17 protein-coding genes are annotated in these 15,882 nt (G+C 59.0%); 7 read left to right on the top strand and 10 right to left on the bottom strand.

What is annotated here, in order from left to right:
• Window positions 1–10: 10 nt before the first annotated feature.
• The gene (locus AAAT03_RS00205; protein ID WP_117583897.1) at window positions 11–394 is read right to left on the bottom strand and encodes a heavy metal-associated domain-containing protein; all 384 of its coding nucleotides are present in this window, start codon (window positions 392–394) and stop codon (window positions 11–13) included.
• Between the two features lie 174 nt (window positions 395–568).
• On the opposite strand from AAAT03_RS00205, the gene AAAT03_RS00200 reads away from it, so the two are divergent.
• Together AAAT03_RS00200 and AAAT03_RS00195 are read left to right on the top strand one after the other, a co-directional pair.
• On the top strand, window positions 569–1,273 hold the full coding sequence (locus AAAT03_RS00200) for a DUF3793 family protein (protein WP_349102309.1): 705 nt from the start codon (window positions 569–571) through the stop codon (window positions 1,271–1,273).
• A gap of 46 nt (window positions 1,274–1,319) precedes the next feature.
• Window positions 1,320–1,739 (top strand): flavodoxin, encoded by a 420-nt coding sequence (locus tag AAAT03_RS00195; RefSeq protein ID WP_118289161.1) that lies wholly within the window; start codon window positions 1,320–1,322, stop codon window positions 1,737–1,739.
• 116 nt (window positions 1,740–1,855) lie between these two features.
• Here the strand turns inward: AAAT03_RS00195 and AAAT03_RS00190 are convergent, their stop codons facing one another.
• From AAAT03_RS00190 to AAAT03_RS00165, 6 genes are all read right to left on the bottom strand, one after another.
• Window positions 1,856–2,608 (bottom strand): amino acid ABC transporter ATP-binding protein, encoded by a 753-nt coding sequence (locus AAAT03_RS00190; protein WP_055251428.1) that lies wholly within the window; start codon window positions 2,606–2,608, stop codon window positions 1,856–1,858.
• Between the two features lie 12 nt (window positions 2,609–2,620).
• Entirely contained in the window at window positions 2,621–3,958 is a 1,338-nt protein-coding gene (locus tag AAAT03_RS00185; RefSeq protein ID WP_349102308.1) for an amino acid ABC transporter permease, read from the bottom strand.
• Between the two features lie 140 nt (window positions 3,959–4,098).
• Complete coding sequence (locus AAAT03_RS00180; protein ID WP_349102307.1) at window positions 4,099–4,959, bottom strand: ABC transporter substrate-binding protein; 861 nt, start codon at window positions 4,957–4,959, stop codon at window positions 4,099–4,101.
• 147 nt (window positions 4,960–5,106) lie between these two features.
• A complete protein-coding gene (locus AAAT03_RS00175) occupies window positions 5,107–5,973 on the bottom strand; it encodes a deoxyribonuclease IV (RefSeq protein ID WP_349102306.1) in 867 nt (288 codons plus the stop codon).
• Window positions 5,974–6,117: 144 nt separating this feature from the next.
• Window positions 6,118–7,137 (bottom strand): Gfo/Idh/MocA family oxidoreductase, encoded by a 1,020-nt coding sequence (locus AAAT03_RS00170; protein WP_349102305.1) that lies wholly within the window; start codon window positions 7,135–7,137, stop codon window positions 6,118–6,120.
• A 90-nt stretch (window positions 7,138–7,227) separates the two neighbouring features.
• Window positions 7,228–8,418 (bottom strand): aldo/keto reductase, encoded by a 1,191-nt coding sequence (locus AAAT03_RS00165; RefSeq protein ID WP_349102304.1) that lies wholly within the window; start codon window positions 8,416–8,418, stop codon window positions 7,228–7,230.
• 261 nt (window positions 8,419–8,679) lie between these two features.
• Between AAAT03_RS00165 and AAAT03_RS00160 the strand changes: the two genes are divergently transcribed.
• Entirely contained in the window at window positions 8,680–9,594 is a 915-nt protein-coding gene (locus AAAT03_RS00160; protein ID WP_233503834.1) for a ketopantoate reductase family protein, read from the top strand.
• Between the two features lie 107 nt (window positions 9,595–9,701).
• On the opposite strand, the gene AAAT03_RS00155 is transcribed toward AAAT03_RS00160, so the two are convergent.
• From AAAT03_RS00155 to AAAT03_RS00145, 3 genes are all read right to left on the bottom strand, one after another.
• Window positions 9,702–9,908: a hypothetical protein gene (locus tag AAAT03_RS00155; protein ID WP_117766084.1), complete on the bottom strand. Its 207-nt coding sequence runs from the start codon at window positions 9,906–9,908 to the stop codon at window positions 9,702–9,704.
• Between the two features lie 187 nt (window positions 9,909–10,095).
• Window positions 10,096–10,872 (bottom strand): hypothetical protein, encoded by a 777-nt coding sequence (locus tag AAAT03_RS00150; protein ID WP_349102303.1) that lies wholly within the window; start codon window positions 10,870–10,872, stop codon window positions 10,096–10,098.
• A gap of 312 nt (window positions 10,873–11,184) precedes the next feature.
• Window positions 11,185–12,495, bottom strand: a complete 1,311-nt coding sequence (locus AAAT03_RS00145; RefSeq protein WP_117779259.1) for an O-acetylhomoserine aminocarboxypropyltransferase/cysteine synthase family protein — start codon at window positions 12,493–12,495, stop codon at window positions 11,185–11,187.
• Between the two features lie 272 nt (window positions 12,496–12,767).
• On the opposite strand from AAAT03_RS00145, the gene AAAT03_RS00140 reads away from it, so the two are divergent.
• From AAAT03_RS00140 to AAAT03_RS00125, 4 genes are all read left to right on the top strand, one after another.
• Complete coding sequence (locus AAAT03_RS00140) at window positions 12,768–13,670, top strand: LysR family transcriptional regulator (RefSeq protein ID WP_349102302.1); 903 nt, start codon at window positions 12,768–12,770, stop codon at window positions 13,668–13,670.
• 48 nt (window positions 13,671–13,718) lie between these two features.
• On the top strand, window positions 13,719–14,255 hold the full coding sequence (rnhA, locus tag AAAT03_RS00135) for a ribonuclease HI (RefSeq protein WP_117637459.1): 537 nt from the start codon (window positions 13,719–13,721) through the stop codon (window positions 14,253–14,255).
• A gap of 73 nt (window positions 14,256–14,328) precedes the next feature.
• Window positions 14,329–15,435, top strand: coding sequence for a Gfo/Idh/MocA family oxidoreductase (locus AAAT03_RS00130; RefSeq protein WP_349102301.1), 1,107 nt, complete (start codon window positions 14,329–14,331; stop codon window positions 15,433–15,435).
• Window positions 15,436–15,437: 2 nt separating this feature from the next.
• Window positions 15,438–15,848, top strand: coding sequence for an acylphosphatase (locus tag AAAT03_RS00125; protein WP_271729708.1), 411 nt, complete (start codon window positions 15,438–15,440; stop codon window positions 15,846–15,848).
• Window positions 15,849–15,882: the final 34 nt, after the last annotated feature.

Below are 15,882 nucleotides of genomic sequence, written 5' to 3'. Positions count from 1 at the left end.
AGGGCGGCGCTTACAGAGTCATGACGTAGTAGCCCGCGTCTTTCACGGCCGTCTCGAGGACACCACGATCAACCGGCTGCTTAGAGCGCACGCGTGCCGTGTGGTCCGCATACGTCACCGTTGCCCACACGCCATCCAGCGCATTGAGGGCATTGGCTACGTTCTGAGCGCAGCCGTCACAGTTCATGCCGCCGATGAGCAGCTCATCGCTATAGGGATAGTGTGACGCATCGGTATCCACCACAACAACCTTTTTGGCCTTCTTGCCGCTCGTACCATCGCTGCAGCAACTCTTCCCGTGTGTCGAAGCGGCAATGCGACGCAGTCCAAAAAACATGCCGACGGCAATGACGGCCAGCACGATGAGATTCGCAGGGTTGAGCAAGTCACTCATGCGCTCCCCTTTCAAGTAGCACTATCTAGATACCCCCATGGGGTGCCCCCATCTTAACCCAAAATCATGTCTGTTCGGTCAATTAGTTTCCCTCTTCAAACTTTTTTGTTGACCATGGCTTACTTTCGTGTATAAGTTTTCCTAGGCTAACAGTTTAGATCCGTAAGGAGCGCCGTGACTCGAACCATAGACATCCCAACGTTTCAGGCGGCAGTCGTGCGCAACTGCTCTCCCACGCTCGCGGGCATCAAGCCGGCATCGCTCTTTACCTATCCAGGCACCTACGCCCACGGGGACGGCTCGACCACAACCGAAACCATTGCAGAACGCCGAGCACGCCTGCTCGACGTTATCGCCCAGTGCAATCGCGAGCTTGACCCGCTCGGCATCCACCTGAGTGTTTTGGTTTGGCGGCCCTGCGGAGCACTCGTGTACGTGTACCGAGCCAAAAGCCTCGCCACCTATTTCGCAGACCCTCGCGCCCAAACAGCGCTCGCCTCGGAAGGCTACGACACGAGAGACCTTTCGACATGCCTTGTGCATTTGGCATCACGCATCACGCTCGCGAGCAATAACGTCGCGGAATGCGCTTGTAGCCAGACTCGATGCGCACTACCCCAGCAAGCTAGCTGCAGCAACGACTGCACCTGCGAGTTTCCGCACGAAATAGGCTACTTCCTTGGATATCCCTACGACGACGTGCACGAGTTTATCGTCCAGCGCGGCGAGAACTACAAGGTCTTTGGAGCTTGGAAGGTCTACACGAATGTCGAGCAAGCGCTTGCGATGTTTGACGCCTACCGCGCTTGCACTCAATACCTCACCTTTGTCTATCAGCAGGGCTGCAGCTTGGCGCAACTTGCCCAGGCAACCCGATAGAACATAGAAGCCGCGGCAACCTGCCGCACAACTGAAAGGACTCAACATGAGCAAGATCGCCGTCGTCTACTGGAGCGGCACGGGCAACACCGAGGCCATGGCAAACCTCGTCGCCGAAGGCGCCACGTCCGCGGGTGCCGAGACTGAGGTCATCCCCTGCGCCGACTTCTCTGCTGACAAGGCCGCCGAATATGATGCCTTCGCCTTCGGCTGCCCCGCCATGGGCTCCGAGGAACTCGAGTACGATGAGTTCCAGCCGATGTGGGACGAGGTCAAGGAGATTCTCGGCGACAAGAAGGTCGTCCTCTTTGGCTCCTATTCGTGGGCCGAGGGCGAGTGGATGGACAACTGGAAGGCCGACGCCGACGAGGCCGGCGTCAACGTCGTGGACTCCACCATCTGCTACGATGCGCCCGACGATGAGGGCGAGGCGGCCTGCAAGGCCCTCGGAGCCGAGCTCGCGTAACGAAACCAGGCCTCCAAAAGAGCCTGTATCACAGCGCATCCCCATCCCTACAAAAGAGCGGGGGCTGGATTCAAGTCCAGCCCCCGCTCTTTTGTAACGGCAGTTACATCAACCGGCTACGAGATATTTCCCAAGAACGCCTTGGTGCGCTCGCTCTTGGGGTGGTCGAAGACCTCGCTCGGCGTACCCTCTTCCACGATAACGCCACCGTCCATAAAGACGACGCGGTCGGCGACGTCGCGGGCAAAGCCCATCTCGTGCGTCACGACGATCATGGTCATGCCGTCGCGTGCCAGGTCGCGCATGACACCCAGAACGTCGCGAACCAGCTCGGGGTCGAGCGCCGACGTGGCCTCGTCAAAGAGCATGACGTGAGGGTTCATCGACAGGGCGCGGGCGATGGCAACGCGCTGCTGCTGGCCGCCCGAGAGCTGGCTCGGCATAAAGTCGATACGCTCGGCAAGACCGACCTTGGTCAGCTCCTCGACGGCAATCTTCTCGGCTTCTTCCTTGCTGCGCTTGAGTACCTTTTGCTGCGCGAGCATGACGTTCTTTTTGACTGACAGGTGCGGGAACAAATTAAACTGCTGAAACACCATACCCAGATGCGTACGTACCTTGTTAAGGTCGACGCCCTTGGCGCACACGTCCACGCCCTCAACGACAATCGAGCCGCTCGTGGGATGTTCCAGACGATTGATGCAGCGAAGCATCGTCGACTTGCCCGAGCCCGAAGGACCTAGGACTACGACGACCTCGCCCTTGTGCACATCCAAATCGATATCGCGCAGGACCACGTTATCGCCAAAGGCCTTCTGGAGGTTCTTGATGCTGACGACGACCTCGTTCGAGTTATTGGTTTCGCTCATGATAGGACCTCCTTACAGACCGGCGATGTGATCGGCGGGCGTCGCGACGACCTGCCCGGCGCTCTTGGCGGGATGCTTCTTCTTGGTCTCGGCCGTACCCAAAAGCCTCGCCTCAAGACCGCTCACCAAGCGGGCAAGCGGCAGGGTGATGACCAGGTAGAACAGGGCGGCAACCACATACGGCGTGATGGACCCCGTCGTGGCCACGATGGTGCGGGCGTTCATGACGATCTCGACCACGCCCACGGCCGCAAGCAGCGACGTATCCTTGTAAAGCAGGATGAACTCACTGGTCAACGTAGGCAAAACATTGCGGAACGTCTGCGGAATCATAACGTAGAGCAGTGTCTGGAAGGCGTTCATGCCCAGCGAGCGCGCGGCCTCGTTCTGGCCCTTGGGGATTGACTGAATACCGGCGCGGAAGATCTCGCACAGATAGGCGGACGAGTTCATGGCCATGACGATGACACCCAGCACATAGTCGTCAACCTTGACGCCGGCCAGCGGCAGGCCAAAAAACGCGATGTAGATCTGCAGGAACGCCGGCGTACCACGGATGATATTCACATAGATGCCGGCAAGGCAACGCAGGATGCGCGACTTGGAGATGCGCATGAGCGACAAGGCAAAGCCAAAGGGAATTGCCAGCGGAAACGCCACGAGCACGATCGAGAGCGACATGAGGAAGCCTTTGAAGACGATCGGCAGGCTCTGGACCAAAATGACCGGGTTCAGGAACAGGCGAAGGAACATGTTGGAATTCCATGCCTTGACCCACGGCTGCCCCTTAAGGTCGGCCAGGAAGCTATCGAATGCCGTCACGCCCTTGATCTCCACCGACGGAATCTTGGAGATCTTCTTGGTCGAACCATCGGCCAAAGTGCAGGTGCCGCTAAAGTCCTCGTCGCCACCCTCGACGGGGAAGGTCACGCCGTAGACCTCGACGCGGAAATAGCCGCCGGCGGGCGCCGTCTCGCCAAAATCGATCTTGAGCGTCTGGCCGTCGACCTTGCACGTAGGCTTCATGGGCGTACGGTCCATAAGGTCATCGCCCGAGAGCATCGTCAGACGCGTGTCGTCCGCACCAAAGGTCGTACCATCGGCAAACGTCAGCGAAAGACCGCTCAGTTCCTCATCGGCATCGGCTTGGACCTCCCAGGTGATGCGGGTCTCGGTGCCGCCGACCACGTCGCTGCCCGAACCGGTATTGGGTCGGGCGGTGATCTTTGCGGTCTCAAGCGCCTGAGCAGTCGAGGGCACGCAGGCCCCCGCGCATACCAGGGCGAGCGCCACAGCCAGAGCACAGGCTAGCTTTTGGAGCATCGAGGGCAGCGGATGGCTCTGGCCCATAGCTCCTTGGTTCAATCGAGACAAGGTGGCTCCTAACGTTTAAGTTGCCGACATAACGGGGCGGTATCGTGCCCATTCAAGAACCGCAAAGGCCCTCTCCGCCAAAACGGAAAGGGCCCGCGCGCAATCAAGTGACTATTTTACTTGATGTTGTACTTAGCCATGAGGGCGTCAACGGTACCGTCGTCGGTCAGGTCCTTGATGGCCTGGTTGATGTCGTCCTTGAGCTTGGTGTTGCCCTGGTTGATGGCGATAGCATACTCCTCACCGGTGCTGATCTGCTTAACCGTATGGCAGGTATTGAACTGCTCGGCGGTCAGCTGGCTGGCAACGGAGCGATTGGTAACCACGGCGTCGCCCTTGTCGGACTGCAGGGCGCTGAAGCACTCGGTGGCGTCCTTATAGGGGACGATCTTGGCCTTGGGGAAGTTCTCCTGAGCAAAGGCCTCGGCAGTCGAACCGGACTGGACGATGATCGTGGCGTCAGCATTGTTGAGCTTCTCGCTGTAGTTATCGGCCGTAATGTCGGCGTTATCGACCTTGGTCACGATAGCCTGATCGTCCATGTAGTAAGAGTCGGAGAACGCGACTTCCTTCTCACGCTCGGGCGTGTCAGTGATAGCCGCGATGGCGACGTCATACTTGGCGCCCGAAGCAACGCCGGGGACGAGCGTGTCGAAGTCGTTGTTGACGTACTCGACATCCAGACCCAGCTTGTCAGCGATAGCCTTGACAAGCTCAAGGTCAAAGCCCTGGTAGTCGCCGTTATCATCCTTATACTCAAACGGCGCATACTCGGCAGAGGTGCCGACGGTCAGCGTGCCGTCCTTGACGAGCGCATATTTCTTGGAGCCGTCGACCTTCTCGACCTTCGCGTTGTCAGAGCTGCTGGAACCGGCATCGGAACCAGAGGTGGCGTTGGACGAGCCGCAGCCCGTCAGTGCGAGGGCGAGCGCCATGGCGCCCGTGGCGGCAAATGCGCCAAGCTTCTTGAGCTTCATAATCAGTCTCCTTCCGGTGACCTCGTTTGATTCAGAGGTCTGCAAAAACTGTTGGCTATTATGCACCCGTAAGTGCGAATCTGCAATTAGAAAACTGATTGAAACAAACGCACAACGTGCATGGAATACTCCACTTTGTGACAGTCGTTACTGCTGTAACGACCTTAATAGCGTAATTTCCACCGCATAACCTGCAAGTTCGTTCGGCGTCTCCAAAATAAATGGAAGTGCACGCAAGCGGCTATTCGATACAATATTCTGCATAACCTGCATACCGCCGCCAAACTCCTCGCTGCCAAGGTATCCCTTGCCGATGCACTCGTGACGATCTTTATGGGCGCCACAGGGGTTTTTCGAATCGTTGATGTGTACGGCATGCAAGCGGTCGATACCCACCACGCGATCGAACTCGTCGAGTACGCCGTCCAGATCATGGATGATGTCATAGCCGGCATCGCTCACATGGCAGGTGTCCAGACACACGCCTAGCTTGTCCGATAGCTCTGGACGCCTGGCGGCAACACCCTCGATAATGCGCGCCAGCTCTTCAAAGCTACGGCCCACCTCGGTACCCTTTCCCGCCATGGTCTCGAGCAGCACCGTCGTCTGCTGCCCCTCAAACATCACCTGGCACAGGGTGTCGACAATCATCTGAATGCCGACGTCGGAACCCTGCCCCACATGCGCGCCGGGGTGGAAGTTGTAGTAGTTGCCGGGCAGCGCTTCCAGACGCTGCAAGTCCTCGGCCATGGCCTCCAAGGCAAACTCGCGCGCCCGCTCTTTGGCAGAACAGGGATTGTAGGTATAGGGGGCATGCGCCACGAGTGGGCCAAAATCATTTTGCGCCATAAGGTCACGCAGGGCCGCCACATCATCCATGTCAAGGTCTTTCGCCTTGCCGCCGCGCGGATTGCGCGTAAAGAATGCAAAGGTACTGGCGCCAATGGATAGCGCCGTCTCCCCCATCGCCCGATAGCCCTTCGTCGTCGAAAGATGACACCCGATCGTTAGCATCTCCAGCTCCCCCTCATCAGTTGCGGTGAAATACGGTCTATTGGTGCCTTATTTTGGCGCAAACAGACCGTATTCCACCGCAAGATATAAAAGGGGCATCAGGGGCACGGTCCGCCGAGCCCCCTTGAGCAGCAGCACCGCAGCCTAGAGCGTCAAGCGAATCGCATCGATGATCTGCGCGCAGCGCTGTGTGGCGGCAAGGGGCATGACGGGACTCTCGAGTTTCCCCGCCCGGATGAGCTGAGTCGCATGCGAAGCTTCGCCGTAAAAATCATCGACCTCAAATGGGGCGTCGATTTCGAGCACTCGACCGTCGGAGTACTTCACATGGGCGAGCTCGGGGCGATGGAGGCGCTCGATTTCCAACGAACCCCGTTCGCAGGCAATCGTTAAGCGGCTTTCATATGCTGCTTTGCCGTCGCACACCATATGAATGGGTATACCGCCGACACTCATATGAATCTCATCGGCCCAATCCACGCGGCCGCCCGATACGTCACGCCAGCGAACTTCACGAGACGAAACATCGCACGCACCCGCAAGCAAATCCTCAAACCACCCGACCGCATAGCAGCCCATGTCATATAGACAGCCGCCCTGCAACGGATCGAGCAGATAACTCGAAGGGGACTCACCATAATCGAGTTTTTGCACGCTTTCGATCGAGACGATACAGCCGAGCTCGCCCGACGCAAGCAAGTCCTCCACGCGAGTGCGCATCGGGCAAAACCGATTCTTCATCGCCTCCATAAACAGCACGCCGCACTCGCGAGAGGCGGAGGCAATCGAGAGAGCCTCTTCCTCACTCAAAACGGCCGGCTTTTCGCACAGCACGGCCTTTCCGGCGCGCAGCGCGCGACAGGCCCAACGCGTATGCATACCATGCGGAAGAGCCAAGTAGATTGCGTCGACATCGGGGTCGGCAATCAGCGCATCATAAGCCGCATCGCCGCCATCGTCAGCCGTGACATAACTGTGCGCAGCATCGATCAAAAACGCCCTGCAAAACTCCTCAACATGCGAAGGAGTGCGACCGGCGGCAGCCACAAGCCGTGCCCTGTCGACCTTCTTGAGCGACGATGCAAATCGATGCGAAATGTGCCCAGCGCCCAAAACGCCCCAACGAACCTCACGCAAATCATCACATGAATCCCGATGGCCCACGACAGCTCCCTTCAGTTGCGACGAAATAGTTCCTGCTATCGCCTTATTCTGCCGCAAACAGGAACTATTCCATCACAAGATATAAAAGGGTCATGAGGAGCGAGTTTTGCTGAAGACTTTAAGCGCGGCCGTTACGGGGCCAGGCTGGAAACGTCGGCGCGCGTCGTCGAGACGCTCGGGGATATCGATGTGTTGCGGGCAGTGACGCGCACATTTGCCGCACTTGACGCAATTGCTCACGAGCTTGGGCTCGCTCGTGCGCACCGCGCTCGCCGTAAAGTATTGCGACAGCCCCGTAAACCAGCTGTGCGCATAGCTCGCGTTGTAAGCGGCAAAGCAGCCGGGAATGTTAATACCCTTGGGACATGGCATGCAGTAGCCGCATCCCGTGCAGGGCACGCGATTCGATTTTTCAAACTCCGCCAGCACACGTGCGATGGTATCGAGCTGCTCTGTCGTCATCGAATTCGGCAGTGCGCGATCCGCCAATGCCGCGTTCTCGTCCACCTGTGCGGTATCGGTCATGCCCGAAAGCAGCATCGTGACCTGAGGATGGTTCCACACCCACGAAAGTCCCCAGGCGGCAGGAGTGCGCAAATGCGGGTCACGGGCGCCATCGAGCACGGCGCGGGCCCGCGGAGGCAGCTTGCCCGCCAGGCGTCCACCCAAAAGCGGCTCCATCACAAACACCGCGAGCCCGCGCTCCGCAGCCGCCATGAGTCCCGCCGTTCCCGCTTGGTAGCGCTCTCCAGCGTAGTTGTACTGGATCTGGCAAAAATCCCAGTCATACGCGTCAAGCATCGTGAGGAAGTCCGCGGCGCTGCCGTGGTACGAAAAACCTATCTGGCGAATACGCCCCGCAGCCTTTTGGTGCGCAATCCAGTCCTCGATGCCCAACGCCACCACGCGCTCCCACTGGGCGGGCGAGGTGATGTTGTGCATAAGGTAGTAGTCAATATGGTCGGTCCGCAAACGGTGCAGCTGCTCGTCAAAAAAGCGGTCGAAATCCTCCGCACATTTGCACGAAGCGTGCGGCAACTTAGTCGCCAGCAACACCCGGTCACGCAGCTCCAGGCGCCCAAGCGAGGCGCCCACGCACGCCTCGTTACCGGGATAGAGATAGGCGGTGTCCAGATAATTAATCCCCTGCTCCACCGCACGGGAAATGATGGCATCGGCCGTCTTCGCATCGGGGTGCCCCGGCGCACCGGGAAATCTCATGCAGCCCAGACCCAGAGAGGATATTCGGTTACCACTTTTGGGGTCAACGCGGTATTGCACAGACCCTCCCTTCGCCATCAGCGCCCCGGCAAGGCGAAACACAATGGTCACGCAGCCGAAACATCGTGGAATCGCAATCGAGAACGTATCGTAACGCAGCAGAAATCGAGCTGTCACGGCACCGCTTTAACATCAGCAAAAAGCCCGATGAAAGGAGCAACAAACAAATACGGCCATCCGGTGCACGCAGCATGGTCCGGCAGCATACAATCCATCAGGCGCCCCTTACGCGGGCGCCTTTTATATGGGGAGATGATTCGCATGCAGATCAACAAGATCGCCTTTATCGGCAAGGGCGGCGTCGGCCTGCTCTACGGCAGCATGATTGCCAAGGCCCTCGGCAATGACGCCGTCGAATACGTTATGGATGACGCCCGTTTTGAGCGTCACGCAAACGATGCGCTCACCGTCAACGGCAAGCCCTGTGCGCTCAAGTCCGTCCGCGCCAGCAAGGCAACGCCCGCCGATCTGGTCATCCTGACGGTCAAGACCACCGGTCTCGACCAAGCACTCAAGACTATGGAGCGCGTCGTGGGACCCAATACGCTCATCGCCTCGCTGTGCAACGGCATCACGAGCGAGCAAAAGATTGCCGAGCGCTTTGGCTGGGAGCATACCGTTCTTGGTATTTGCCAGGGCATGGACGCTGTGTTTCTCAACGGAGAGCTCACCTTTACCAACACGGGCGAAATCCGCTTTGGCGCGGCGGCCGGTACGGATCCCGCAGCCATCACCGCAATCGACGAGCTCTACACGCGCTGCGGCATCGCACACACCGTCGAGAGCGACATTGCGCACCGCATGTGGGCCAAACTCATGCTCAACGACGGCATCAACCAGACCTGCATGGCCTACGGCGGCACGTACGGAAGTGCCACGGAGCCGGGCTCCGAGCAGCGTCGCTGCCTTGTTTCCGCCATGCGCGAAACGCTTGCGGTCGCCAACGCCGAGGGCGTTGAGCTGACCGAGGCAGACCTGACGCAGATGGTGCACCTCATCGAAGGAATCGATCCCGCCGGCATGCCCTCGATGGCGCAAGACCGCGTCGCGCGGCGCAAAACCGAGGTCGAGGAGTTCGCCGGCACCATCTGCCGTCTGGCGGCCAAGCACGATATCCAGGCACCGCAGAACGAATGGCTCTATCAGCGCATTCGCGATATCGAGGCAAGCTGGTAGCGCCCGACTCACCACGTCAACAGACTCAACAGCAAAGCCGCCGCAAGGGCACTCCCCTTACGGCGGCTTTCATCTTCATCTATAACCAGTAGTCGATGTCCCGACGGTTAGAGCTGCGACTCCGAGGCCTGGCCCTCATCGTCGCGACAAAGGACTACACCCGCACTTCCCAGCAGCGCGGCCGCAATCAGCGCGCCGACCACGATTGGAGCAGCCCCGCATGACCCCTGCACGCCCGCAATGAGCGCGGCCGTAGGACCAAGGCAACCAAGCACCAATGCGACGACGGCAACGGCGATATCTCGAGCGTTCACAAGACCACTTCCTCCAAGAGAAAGACCTTATTTCTCATGAACTAGTGTGCCCTGCGCCCATATGCGCGGCGTACTGCCACAGTAAGCGCTCTGTTAACTCAAGCACGCACAAAAAACGAACGCCCTTACGTTGCCCAAAGGCTCGGTAAAGACGCCCGCCCGTCATGTCCTATTGGCTTATGGCAGATTACCAGCCAGTGTAGTAGTCGGTGGTTCCGGCAGCGCAGCCGGAGTCATAGACCTTGCACTCGCCCTTGGAACCGGTAAACGTAGAGCCTTGGGCCTTATCGCCCGCGGCAACGACGTAGTAACCATCGGAATCGCGCCAAAAGCCCTCGGAATCCTGCGTCCACTCGCCCGTGCGGTGGTGATACAACACGTTGCTGCTGTAATAAGTCTCGCGGCGGCCGTTATAGTTATTGACGCCGCTCGAGCGCGTCAGACCCGAGCCGTTCGCGTAATACGCAGCAGACGTATAAGACGAGCCGGAGCCGGCGTTGTAATACGAAGCCTGAACGGCCTCAGCGGCCTCGGCTTCGGCTGCGGCAGCCTCGAGCGCCTCGCGCTTGGCATCCTCAAGCGTGGAGCGAAGCTCGTCGAGCTCGGTCGACTTGGCGTCGACTTCCCCCATCGTCAACAGGCTACCCGCACCGTCGATGCAGCCCTGCAACACAGCGCGCTCGTCATCGGTAGCATAGTCGCCATACATATTCATAATGATCTGAGCGCGCATCTCCAGGGAATCGCGCTTTGCCCCCATCGAGGCGTTCCACTCCTGCATAGAGCCATAACCGTCGCCGCGGTAGTCAACGGGCTGCACCAGCGTCGCCTCGGACGGCGTTGATCCGACCGTATCGGATAGTGTCGCCGCGTGGGCATCAGTTGCGCCGGCGCCCGCCAAAAGTGCCACGGTCAGAGCGGCGGAAAGGGCGGCGGCTTTCGGTTTTCGTGAATCGATCCTCATGTAGCTGGAAACCTCCGTAGTGCGTTTTTGCTGCGTGTGAGCTACGTGTGATTTAATCGCGCTGCATAGTACCCCGAGCAAATCGCGACCTGCGGTTTTACTCAAAAGGCGCACGTCAATTGCGTAAAACTCACATCCTCTCAACAGGAGTTTTCCACAACTCGAATGCATAAAGCATGCCAAAAACCCTGTTTTTGCACCCTCTCTATGCAAAAACGACGCCTGTGCAACCATTGTTCGCACAGGCGCCTTGAGCAGGCATTTTATGCAGTTATACCTATCGAGTCGCAAGGGGTCCTTGCACAAGTCGCCTTACTCGTCCAGCGCGGCAAAGGCCTGCTTCAGATCCCAAATGATATCCTCGGCGTTCTCGGTACCGATGGAAAGACGGATCGTGGAGGGCGTGATGTTCTGCTCGGCGAGCTCCTCGGCAGAGAGCTGGGAGTGCGTGGTGGTAGCCGGGTGCACGACGAGCGACTTGACGTCGGCCACGTTGGCGAGCAGCGAGAACACCTGCAGATGATCGATGAACTTCCATGCAGCCTCCTGGCCACCCTTAATCTCAAAGGTAAAGATCGAAGCACCGCCACGGGGGAAGCACTTCTGATAGAGCTCGTGATCGGGGTGCTCAGGCAGGCTCGGGTGATTCACCTTGGCGACGTGGCTGTCGCCAGCCAGGAACTCAACGACCTTCTTGGTGTTCTCGACATGACGGTCGACGCGCAGCGACAGAGTCTCGGTGCCCTGGAGCAGGACCCAGGCGTTGAACGGGCTGATGCAGGCGCCCTCGTCACGCAGCAGGATAGCGCGGACATAGGTTGCGAAGGCGGCGGGACCGGCAGCCTCGGCAAACGAAACACCATGGTAGGAGGGGTTGGGCTCAGCGATCTGGGCGTACTTGCCACTCGCCTTCCAATCGAAGTTACCGCCGTCGACGATCACACCGCCCAGCGAGGTACCGTGGCCTCCGATGAACTTGGTTGCGGAGTGGACGACGATGTTGGCGCCGTGCTCCAGCGGACGGAACAGATACGGGGTGCCGAAGGTGTTGTCGACGACAACCGGCAGACCGTGCTTCTTGGCAATCTCGGAGATGGCGTCGATGTTGGGGATGTCGGAGTTGGGGTTGCCGAGCGTCTCGAGATAGATGACCGTGGTGCTGTCCTTGATGGCAACCTCAACCTCTTCCAGGTTATGGGCATCGACAAACGTGGTCTCGACGCCAAACTGGGAGAGCGTATGCTCCAGCAGGTTGTAGGAGCCACCGTAGATGGTCTTCTGAGCCACCACGTGGTCACCAGCCTGGGCAAGAGCCTGCAGGGTATAGGTGATGGCAGCAGCGCCGGAGGCGACGGCAAGACCTGCCACGCCGCCCTCGAGCGCGGCGATACGGTCCTCGAAGACGCCCTGGGTGGAGTTGGTCAGACGGCCGTAGATGTTACCGGCGTCGGCAAGACCAAAGCGGTCGGCGGCGTGCTGGGAGTTGCGGAACACATAGCTCGTGGTCTGGTAGATCGGCACGGCACGGGAGTCGGAAGCGGGATCGGCGCTCTCCTGGCCAACGTGCAGCTGCAGGGTATCGAAACCAAAGGTGTGCTCGGGGTTGTTGATGAACTGGCTCATGATGATCTCCTTGATCGAACGAAAGTAAGTAAAAAGAGAGAAGTAAGTCGCTGTCTCCTGATCACGCCGACGGGCGCAAACAGGAGCCCGGCATTCGTCTTGGTAAGCAATTCATATGCGGGCCTCCTTTCGCGTCCCGATTCCGTGGTCGGCTTAATAACCTACCGCCTTTGTGTGTTTTGAATAGTACGGGCATTGTCTCCCTCGGTCAATCACTTAAAAGCGCTAACTTGTTATCTGTTTTATAGATAACTATCGAAAGGATGGCGTCGATGACCCTTCAGCAGCTTCGTTTTCTGATCACCGTGGCAGAGTCCGGCTCAATCAACGCCGCAGCTCAACGCCTCTATACTGCTCAGTCCAACATCTCAAACGCCGTCAAAAGCCTGGAACAGGAGCTCCATCTGGAGATCTTTACGCGCTCCAGCCGCGGCGTCACGCTCACCAACGACGGCACCGAGCTTTTGGGCTATGCGCGTCAAGTCGTAGAGCAGGCCGATATGCTCGAGGCCCGCTACGAGGACGGCGGCACGCCCCAGGCGCGCCTTGCCATCTCGGCCCAGCATTACGCTTTTTCGGTCGAGGCCTTCGTCAACGTCGTCGAGCGCTGCCGGGACAGCAAGTTCGAATTCATCATGCGCGAGACCACCACGTCGCAGATCATCGATGACGTCCGCGCGTTTCGCAGCGACATCGGCATCCTCTATCTGGACGACTTTAACGCCCGCGTTCTGCAGAAGGCCTTCGCCGATGCCCGTGCAAGCTTCCATCCCCTCTTCGACGCGACGGTCCACGTCTTCGTTAGCGAGCGCCACCCGCTCGCACGCCGCCCGCAGCTGTCCCTTGCCGACCTTACACCCTATACGCGCTACAGCTTTGAGCAAGGCACCTCGAGCTCCTTCTATTACGCCGAGGAACCTTTTAGCTATATCCCTTGCGACCGCAACATACGAATCTCGGACCGCGGAACACTTACTAACTTACTTATCACGTCGAACGGTTACACCCTGTCGACCGGTGTCCTCTCCAATGAAATGCAATGGGGTATGGCATCGATCCCGTTAGCAGACGCCCCAACGATGCACGTAGGCTATATCATGCACGACGAGCGCAAGCCCTCTCCCCTCTTGCAGCAATACCTCGACGAGCTCAACCGCATCATCCGTGCCAACTAACTGTCGGAAGACGGGGTAGAAATCGTAGATTGCTAGCCCCCGGCGGGCATGGCGCTACAATGGTCACTCACACGAAACGTACCCAACGAAAGGAAGCCCGTGAAGGTCATCATCTATACCGACGGCTCGGCCCGATCAAATCCGGGACGCGGCGGCTACGGCGCCGTGCTCAAATACACCAACCCCGCCGGCAAGACCTTTACCTCCGAGCTTTCGCGCGGCTACGCCAAGACCACCAACAACCGCATGGAGCTCATGGCCGTTATCGTGGCGCTCGAGGCACTCAACCGCCCATGCGAGGTCGAAGTCCATTCCGATTCGCAGTATGTCGTCAACGCCTTTAACAAGCACTGGATCGACGGCTGGAAAAAGCGCGGATGGAAAACCGCCAACAAGCAACCCGTCAAGAACCGCGACCTGTGGGAGCGCCTACTCACCGCCAAAAGCAAGCACAAGGTTGAGTTCATCTGGGTTAAGGGTCACGCCGGTCACGAGCTCAACGAGCGCTGTGATGAGCTCGCCACCACGGCGGCCGACGGCAGCAACCTCGATATCGACACCGGCTTTAACGAGAGCGACCTGTAATAGCGTTTTCGCGCAGCTTTATATCCCCACGCGCTACACTCATCCTGTAGACCAAACAACGCAAGGGAGACGTATGCTGCGCATCGCGACCATCGGTACATCCATGATCACCGACGACTTTATCCAAGTCGTCAACGCCAACGACCAAGCCGCGTTTGTGGGCACGCTTTCACGCGACGCCAATCGCGGTACTGCCTTTACCGCCGAGCGCGGTGGCGAGCGAAACTTTACGTCGCTCGATGAGCTTGCGGCAGCCGCCGACGTCGACGCCGTCTATATCGGCAGCCCTAACGCACTTCACTACGAGCAGGCTCTTGCCTGCATCGCCGGTGGCAAGCACGTCATCGTCGAGAAACCCTTCTGCGCCACCGAAGCGCAGGCGCTGGAAGTCTTCCGCGCTGCCGAGGCAGCAGGTGTCGTGGCCCTCGAGGCCATGCGTCCCCTCCACGATCCCGCCTTCCACGCCATCGAGGACGCCCTGGGCGAGATCGCCCCCATCCGCCGCGCCTCATTGCGCTTTGGCAAGTATTCTTCGCGCTACAACGAGGTTCTCGCGGGACGCGCCACCAATATCTTCGACTGCAATATGGCATCGGGTTCCCTCATGGACATTGGCGTCTACGCCGTCGAGCCCATGGTCGAGATTTTCGGCATGCCCTCCGGCCTTACGAGCATGACTACTCTACTCGACCCCACCACGCGACAGCTCACGCACGGCCCCATCGACGGCTGCGGTTCCATCCTCGCCAGCTATGGCGGAGGCAGCATCTCCGTCGAGCTCGCGCACTCCAAAATTACGAATGACCTGCTGCCCTCGCAGATCGAAGGCGAGCGTGGCACTATCCAGATCGACCATCTGTCCACGCCCCGCAACGTCCGCATCGACTATCGCGGCGATGTCGTACGCGGCTCGGCGACCGAGGCACCGCGCGAGCAGGGCGACAACGGCCGCGTGCTCGACCTGCCCAAATCGAGCAACACTATGGAATACGAACTCACAGACTTTATCACCGCCATCGGCGGCATCGATAACGTTAAGGAAGAGATTTGGGAGACCCCGGCGGGACGCCACGAGCTTGGCCACTACCGCGATGTCACGCTCGTCTCACTGCGCATCATGGATGCCGTGCGCCAGCAGGCCGGCATAACCTTCCCGTCCGACGCAGGCAAGCAGGCATAGCGATGGGCTTCTTCGATACGTTCTTCTCCAGCGTCACCGGAGGCAGTCGAGAGCCTCAAAAACCATCAAACGTCGAGCTCGAGCTGCGCCGCAGGCTTACCGTGCTCGCAAGCGACGAGGCCACTCAAGACACTCCCCTGCGCTATTTCCTGCGCTGGGCGGGGCAAGTCCAAGGCGTTGGTTTTCGCTTTACCAACACCAACCTCGCGCAGGCACGCTCCCTCACCGGCTGGGTGCGTAATATGGAAGACGGCTCAGTCGAGATGGAGATACAGGGAGCTCCGGCAAACGTCCTATCTCATCTCGAGGCGCTTCATGCCTCCTACGAGCGCATGGGAACGCGTTTTCGCCTCGTAGACGCCCAGGCCCGAGCCCCACTTGCCAATGAAGACGGTTTCACGCCTCGTTATTAGTATTGTGTGCTAAATACGGTATCATTTACCTACG

The sequence above is a fragment of the Collinsella sp. CLA-AA-H167 genome (assembly GCF_040095305.1).
Taxonomy (GTDB): Bacteria; Actinomycetota; Coriobacteriia; order Coriobacteriales; family Coriobacteriaceae; genus Collinsella.
Note: the sequence above shows the minus strand (reverse complement) of the source record. Positions and strands in the feature narration are given on the sequence as shown.

Bases quoted from the DNA above. Each gene is read 5' to 3' on its own strand.
- AAAT03_RS00180 (WP_349102307.1), bottom strand. From the start codon at position 4,959: ATGAAGCTCAAGAAGCTTGGCGCATTTGCCGCCACGGGCGCCATGGCG.
- AAAT03_RS00150 (WP_349102303.1), bottom strand. From the start codon at position 10,872: ATGAGGATCGATTCACGAAAACCGAAAGCCGCCGCCCTTTCCGCCGCT.
- AAAT03_RS00175 (WP_349102306.1), bottom strand. From the start codon at position 5,973: ATGCTAACGATCGGGTGTCATCTTTCGACGACGAAGGGCTATCGGGCG.
- AAAT03_RS00185 (WP_349102308.1), bottom strand. From the start codon at position 3,958: ATGGGCCAGAGCCATCCGCTGCCCTCGATGCTCCAAAAGCTAGCCTGT.
- AAAT03_RS00130 (WP_349102301.1), top strand. From the start codon at position 14,329: ATGCTGCGCATCGCGACCATCGGTACATCCATGATCACCGACGACTTT.
- AAAT03_RS00195 (WP_118289161.1), top strand. From the start codon at position 1,320: ATGAGCAAGATCGCCGTCGTCTACTGGAGCGGCACGGGCAACACCGAG.
- AAAT03_RS00160 (WP_233503834.1), top strand. From the start codon at position 8,680: ATGCAGATCAACAAGATCGCCTTTATCGGCAAGGGCGGCGTCGGCCTG.
- AAAT03_RS00140 (WP_349102302.1), top strand. From the start codon at position 12,768: ATGACCCTTCAGCAGCTTCGTTTTCTGATCACCGTGGCAGAGTCCGGC.
- AAAT03_RS00125 (WP_271729708.1), top strand. From the start codon at position 15,438: ATGGGCTTCTTCGATACGTTCTTCTCCAGCGTCACCGGAGGCAGTCGA.
- AAAT03_RS00145 (WP_117779259.1), bottom strand. From the start codon at position 12,495: ATGAGCCAGTTCATCAACAACCCCGAGCACACCTTTGGTTTCGATACC.
- rnhA (WP_117637459.1), top strand. From the start codon at position 13,719: ATGGCGCTACAATGGTCACTCACACGAAACGTACCCAACGAAAGGAAG.
- AAAT03_RS00205 (WP_117583897.1), bottom strand. From the start codon at position 394: ATGAGTGACTTGCTCAACCCTGCGAATCTCATCGTGCTGGCCGTCATT.
- AAAT03_RS00190 (WP_055251428.1), bottom strand. From the start codon at position 2,608: ATGAGCGAAACCAATAACTCGAACGAGGTCGTCGTCAGCATCAAGAAC.